The 5,826-nt window shown below is 54.5% G+C and carries 5 protein-coding genes; 4 read left to right on the forward strand and 1 reads right to left on the reverse strand.

The window, feature by feature from the left end; translation table 11 throughout:
- The 4 genes from O6929_14460 to O6929_14475 all read left to right on the forward strand — a co-directional run.
- Positions 1 to 280: hypothetical protein (locus O6929_14460; GenBank protein ID MCZ6481581.1), on the forward strand; the 280-nt coding region annotated here is incomplete at its 5' end.
- 362 nt (positions 281 to 642) lie between these two features.
- Positions 643 to 804, forward strand: a complete 162-nt coding sequence (locus O6929_14465) for an SHOCT domain-containing protein (GenBank protein MCZ6481582.1) — start codon at positions 643 to 645, stop codon at positions 802 to 804.
- Between the two features lie 82 nt (positions 805 to 886).
- Positions 887 to 3,247: a phosphoketolase family protein gene (locus tag O6929_14470; GenBank protein ID MCZ6481583.1), complete on the forward strand. Its 2,361-nt coding sequence runs from the start codon at positions 887 to 889 to the stop codon at positions 3,245 to 3,247.
- A 67-nt stretch (positions 3,248 to 3,314) separates the two neighbouring features.
- Positions 3,315 to 4,520: an acetate/propionate family kinase gene (locus O6929_14475; GenBank protein MCZ6481584.1), complete on the forward strand. Its 1,206-nt coding sequence runs from the start codon at positions 3,315 to 3,317 to the stop codon at positions 4,518 to 4,520.
- Positions 4,521 to 4,586: 66 nt separating this feature from the next.
- Here O6929_14475 and O6929_14480 read toward each other — a convergent pair whose 3' ends face one another.
- Positions 4,587 to 5,021: an OsmC family protein gene (locus tag O6929_14480; protein ID MCZ6481585.1), complete on the reverse strand. Its 435-nt coding sequence runs from the start codon at positions 5,019 to 5,021 to the stop codon at positions 4,587 to 4,589.
- Positions 5,022 to 5,826 lie beyond the last annotated feature (805 nt).

Consider the following 5,826-nt stretch of genomic DNA (forward strand, 5'->3'; position numbering starts at 1 on the left):
GACTCTCACTGTGACGGGAATTACGCAAGATGAGTCTGTCAATGGCGGCGGAGACGGCGATTCGAGCCCGGATGCAGTTATGCAGTATGGCGATCTGGCGGATTCCGTGCTCATTCGGGCGGAGCGGTCTGGAAACGGGAATGGTCGGGTTTACCTAGTCACCTTCGAGGCAGACGACGGGTACGAAATCTGCACTGGAAGCGTGACGATAACCGTTCCTCACAGCAAGAAGGGTACAGCCGTGGATGATGGACAGACAGTTGACTCGACACTGCCCTGAGGATCGGTGGCGCTCAGGCTCAGGTGTGTCGTTAATCATTGAGGCGATTGATTTACGGAGCAGGTGATAGATATAAGAGGATTAGCAGGGTATCCAGGGCAGGGTTAGGCTTCTTTAGGCAGCGCAAGAAAGCAGCCTGACCAGAGTCCTAGAAGTTTGATAGGCGGCGGTCCACATCGGGCCGCCGTTATTTGTGTAACGGCCCGTAGGACGCAATTCAATAGCTCATTAATTGAGTCCTGGCCGACTTACGGGGCTGTAAGCCTATGACGGTTCAGGCTCCCTTACCTCCTCCCACTTAAGGTCACTATGGCTGATTAGCCAGTAAAAAAACTAAAATCCTCCCTTGACACCTCTCCTAGATGAGAAGGAAAATCCCCTCACCTATGATCAAATACCTCTACCGCGCCTCGGCTGGCAGAGAGCCATCGCAAAGTGCCTTAGAGATTCTGAAGCAGCGCTATGCTAAGGGTGAGATCGGGAAGGAAGAATTCGAGGACAAGAGAAGAGAACTGTTGTCGTGACTTGCCTTCTGAACGAGGAAATCAGCTTGGGTGTTCCCGTTCCTGTAAAGCTTAAATCGAGAAATCATTAGAGGAGGATGCCATGCCCGATACTCTTTCCAAAGAACAGCTAAATGCCATAGACGCCTACTGGCGCGCGGCAAACTACCTTTCCGTTGGACAAATCTACCTATATGACAATCCCCTCCTGAAGGAACCCCTGAAGCTGGAACACATCAAGCCCAGGCTGCTGGGACACTGGGGTACCACTCCAGGGCTTAACTTCATCTACGTTCACCTCAATCGCCTGATCAAAAACCAAGACCTGAGCATGATCTACATTGCCGGTCCCGGACATGGTGGTCCTGGCCTTATCGCCAACACCTTCCTGGAAGGAACTTACAGCGAGGTTTACCCAAACATTTCCCAAGATGCTGAGGGGATGAAAAAGCTCTTCCAACAGTTCTCATTTCCCGGGGGCATTCCCAGCCACGTTGCTCCCGAAACCCCTGGCTCCATCCACGAGGGAGGTGAACTCGGTTATGCACTCTCTCATGCGTACGGGGCCGCCTTCGACAATCCCGACCTGATCGTTGCCTGCGTGGTGGGTGACGGTGAGGCCGAAACCGGCCCTCTTGCGACTGCTTGGCATTCGAACAAGTTTCTTAACCCTGTTCGTGACGGAGCCGTTCTACCCTTCCTGCATCTGAATGGCTACAAGATTGCCAATCCGACCGTGCTGGCACGTCTGAGTCATGAGGAACTGGAGAGCTTGTTCGTCGGCTACGGTTACAAGCCCTATTTTGTCGAGGGATCTGATCCCACGGCTATGCACCGGACAATGGCGGAGACTTTGGATACGGTGATTGCTGAGATTAAGGCAATCCAGCAAGAAGCCCGCACAAAAGGTAACGTCAAGCGTCCGCGTTGGCCGATGATCATCCTTCGAACTCCCAAAGGCTGGACGGGTCCCAAGGAAGTCGATGGACTGAAAACGGAAGGTTCCTGGCGATCGCATCAGGTTCCTCTCTCCGAGATGGCAACGAAGCCGGATCATGTGAAGCTTCTCGAAGAATGGATGAAGAGCTATAAGCATGAAGATCTCTTTGACGAGAACGGGAAGTTGATTCCAAAACTGGCGGAGCTTGCTCCGAAGGGTAATCGCCGCATGGGTGCCAATCCCCACACCAACGGTGGAATCCTGCTCAAAGACCTGAAGATGCCGGATTTCCGGGAGTACGCTGTCAATGTCCCAAAACCCGGTACCGTTGTCGGTGAAGCCACGCGGGTGATGGGCCAGTTTTTGCGGGACGTGATGAAGCTCAACATGAACGAGCGAAATTTCCGGGTGATGGGGCCGGACGAGACCGCCTCGAATCGTCTCGGTGCCTTATTCGAGGTGACGGATCGGACATGGATGGATGAGACAAGTCCCGAGGATGACCACCTCTCTCCGAACGGTCGGGTGATGGAAATCCTTAGCGAACATACTTGCCAGGGCTGGCTGGAGGGGTATCTCCTCACCGGTCGTCACGGGTTCTTCTCCTGCTACGAGGCGTTCATCCACATCGTTGACTCGATGTTCAATCAGCACGCCAAGTGGCTCAAGACCACCCGTAGCGAAATTCCTTGGCGGCGCCCTATAGCATCCCTCAATTACCTGCTGACCTCCCACGTCTGGCGGCAGGATCACAATGGCTTCAGCCACCAAGACCCCGGCTTTATCGATCATGTTGTGAATAAGAAAGCAGATGTCGTTCGGGTTTACTTCCCTCCCGATGCAAACACCCTGCTCTCCGTCACTGACCATTGTCTACGGAGCCGCAACTACGTCAACGTCATTGTGGCAGGGAAGCAGTCTCAGCCCCAATGGCTTGATATGGATGCTGCCATCAAGCACTGTACCTCTGGAATCGGGATCTGGGAGTGGGCGAGTAACGATAAAGGTGCTGAGCCAGACGTGGTGATGGCATGCGCTGGGGACGTGCCGACAATTGAAACCCTCGCTGCTGTTGACATACTCCGCCGACACATACCCGATATCAAGGTACGGGTGATCAACGTGGTTGACCTGATGACGCTTCAGCCGAAGGAAGAGCATCCCCACGGTCTATCAGATTGGGAGTTTGACACCCTCTTCACCAGCGATAAGCCGATCATCTTCGCCTATCACGGTTACCCCTGGCTCATCCACCGTCTGACCTACCGTCGGACGAACCACAAGAACCTCCACGTCCGAGGGTATAAGGAAGAGGGGGCCACCACCACGCCCTTTGACATGGCTGTCCGCAACGATCTGGATCGATTCCACCTTGTTGAGGATGTGATTGATCGAGTGCCAAGACTCAGGCATATCGCTGCTTATGCCAGACAGGCTGTCCGCGATAAGCTGATTGAGCACAGGCAGTACATTGAAAAGTACGGTCAGGATATGCCTGAGATTCGCGAATGGACATGGAAGTGAAACGACGCATGAGGGCATATGAGCTGGAGAGGCTCGGCAGAGGGATCAACGGAGCTAACGGTCTGTTATGGTGACAGGACACCCCATTCTTTGTCTTAACAGTGGTTCCTCTTCCTTGAAGTTCGCCTTGTACCAGGTCGGGGCAAATGAAGAGGCGCTGCTCGCTGAAGGGGCGGTCGAGCGCATCGGCATGCAAGGCGGGCACCTCTGGATCCGTGGTGCGGAAAAAATCTTGGCGGATGTGTACAGTGATTTTCCTGAGCATCTGGTGGCGGTGCAAGCGACCTTCTCCGCCCTGGAGAAGTTGAACCTCCCGCAACCCGTCGCCGTCGGCCATCGCGTCGTACACGGTGGGACGGATCACGCAGCACCGGAGAGGGTTGACGCACGACTCCTGGACACGCTCCGAGGACTCGTCGCCTTAGCTCCACTTCACCTCCCCTGTGAGATCCAGGTCATCGAGGCTGTGGCCACACGCTTACCCGGCCTCGCACAGGTCGCCTGCTTTGATACTGCTTTCCACCGTCGCATGCCGGAGCTGGCCCAGCGCTTCCCGCTTCCAGGTGATCTCTGGAACGAGGGACTGCGACGCTATGGTTTTCATGGCCTCTCCTACGAATACGTGGTGGAGAAACTAGGGTCAGAAGCCCAGAGCCGCGCTATCATCGCTCATCTGGGGAACGGTGCCAGCATGGCAGCGGTGAGATGGGGTAAGCCCCTGGACACCACCATGGGCTTCACACCAACGGGAGGCTTCATGATGGGGACGCGCAGCGGGGACTTGGATCCCGGCATATTGCTCTACCTGATGAACGAGAAGGGCTATGACAGTCGTCGGCTCGAACGCCTTGTGAACAACCAAGCGGGGCTTCTCGGGGTGTCAGGCCTAACCCCGGACATGAAAACTCTCCTCGAAAAGAGGGAAAGCGAGCCCGACGCCAACCAGGCGGTGGAGATGTTCTGTTACCAGATACGCAAGCACATCGGGGCCTTAACGGCGGTGCTTGGCGGCCTTGATACACTGGTCTTCACAGGTGGTATCGGCGAGCGGGCAGCCCCAGTGCGCTGGGACGTCTGCCAGGGTCTTGAGTACCTGGGCGTTCACCTTAATCCACGACGGAATGAGGTCCATGCTGATACCATCAGCACCTCAGAGAGCCCCTGCACTGTGCGGGTCATAGCGACCAACGAGGACCTCATGATCGCCCGCTACACGCAAAAACTGATCTTCCCATCCGTGAAAAATTTCGAAGGATCAAAGGGAAATGCTTAAATGAACCCTGGTCTCAGTACCACAATTCAAATGTGTGTCGGCTCTGAAAGAACCGTCTTATACTGGTTACTCCACGTCGATCTGACTTTCCAGTTTCGATTTAGCGATTAGCGAATTGGTGATCAAGCAGGATTGCTCAGCCTTTTCGAGCAGCCGACGTCCCTTGTTGCTATCTCCTCCCTTAGGCAATTCGAGATGTGCGCGAATCAACAGCTCCGTAAAGCGAGTTGCACCATCCACGCGATCAAGTACACCTTCGGTGCCGCACCTAAGATGCTTCCACCGAAACTTGGAGGCACGCGCGATGGCACGGAATGAAAGTAAAAAGCAATCCGCAACAGCGGCTACAAGAAGGGTCTCTGGGGACCACTGATCACCCGGTCCTCCAAATTGAGTCGGGGGCGCCGTAATCAACGAAGGCAGCCCATGGGAAGAAAGCGTTACGCTGCCGGCCTCGTCGGCTGAGGCTTCAATCTGATACCTATGGGGAAAATTTTCCATGAGTCCTCCTTTTCTCCGATATTCGATTGTATCTCTGTCCCCGAAGAGTTCAACCGGATCAATTTGGTTGGGGAGGAGGCGAAAATGATCACGTTCCCTTGATCGGGATAACGTCATTTGAAAGCGGCGCGGTCCACATCGGGCCGCCGTTTTTGCATTCAACGCCTGTAGGACTCAATTAAATAGCTCGTTAATTGCATCGTAGCGGCTTTACTCCAAGCAAACCCAAGCCTGGAGCGGGTTCCAGCCAAATCAGAATTGACCAATTTGTGAATCTGGCTAGGACTCAATTAAAGCGTCGTTGAACGAAACCGCTTCGCGGTGGGTGTGCTGTGTAGCGCTGTTCCACGGTTGGTCTTCTGGACTTGAATGACTCTGTCTAATGGTCTAAGCCCATTACATGCTGGCTGTCGCTGATGATGCGCCGGCACGACCTAAGTGCGAACTGGCCCATGTCTTCCGTGAGTATGGCGAGGACTATCGCCGCACTCATTGCTTACCTTTTTCGCACCGCAGGGTCATGCGGGCGATCGAACACTGTCGCACCTCCGCACTGGGAGGCCACATGGAGCAGTGCAACTTGTGTGGCTTTGAACACCCCGCCTATGACTCTTGCAGAAACCGTCACTGCCCCAAGTGCCAATCCATGGCCAAGGCAAGGTGGCTTGAAAAGCAAAAATCTGAGATTCTTCCCGTTGGGGCTTTCCACCTCGTGTTCACCCTAAACCACGAACTCAACTCCCTCATCCTGGTAAACAAAGAACTCCTTTTCGACTTCCTGTTTCAAGCCGTCTCCGAGACCCTT

It is taken from the genome of Candidatus Methylomirabilota bacterium, assembly GCA_027293415.1.
GTDB lineage: Bacteria > Methylomirabilota > Methylomirabilia > Methylomirabilales > CSP1-5 > CSP1-5.

Bases quoted from the DNA above. Each gene is read 5' to 3' on its own strand.
- O6929_14480 (MCZ6481585.1), bottom strand. From the start codon at position 5,021: ATGGAAAATTTTCCCCATAGGTATCAGATTGAAGCCTCAGCCGACGAG.
- O6929_14465 (MCZ6481582.1), top strand. From the start codon at position 643: ATGAGAAGGAAAATCCCCTCACCTATGATCAAATACCTCTACCGCGCC.
- O6929_14475 (MCZ6481584.1), top strand. From the start codon at position 3,315: ATGGTGACAGGACACCCCATTCTTTGTCTTAACAGTGGTTCCTCTTCC.
- O6929_14470 (MCZ6481583.1), top strand. From the start codon at position 887: ATGCCCGATACTCTTTCCAAAGAACAGCTAAATGCCATAGACGCCTAC.